Below are 308 nucleotides of genomic sequence, written 5' to 3'. Positions count from 1 at the left end.
TTTCATTGTCTGGTGACAATGGCAAAGAGGTCACACCTGTTCCCATGCCGAACACAGAAGTTAAGCTCTTTAGCGCCGATGGTAGTCGGACTTACGTTCCGCAAGAGTAGGACGTTGCCAGGCAATTCCATATTGACCTTTGGGTCGTTTTTTTATGGAAGTTTTACCAAAAAATAATTTTAAAAACTTCTTGACTTTCTAAGTCAAAGAGAGTAAAATTGTTTCTTGTGATTGAAGAAATGAACATTGAAAACTGAATTGCAATATGTCAACGTTAATTCCGAACACAACATTAAATTGTTGGTTCA

1 rRNA gene is annotated in these 308 nt (G+C 37.3%); it reads left to right on the top strand.

The features are described from left to right. Positions 1 to 8 precede the first annotated feature (8 nt). Positions 9 to 123 (top strand): 5S ribosomal RNA (gene rrf, locus ACF91D_RS32370). The last annotated feature ends 185 nt before the right edge of the window (positions 124 to 308 follow it).

This window comes from Staphylococcus sp. 231237_7MaSpsaltlick, assembly GCF_043107035.1.
This window is presented reverse-complemented; position numbering and strand designations above follow the sequence as displayed.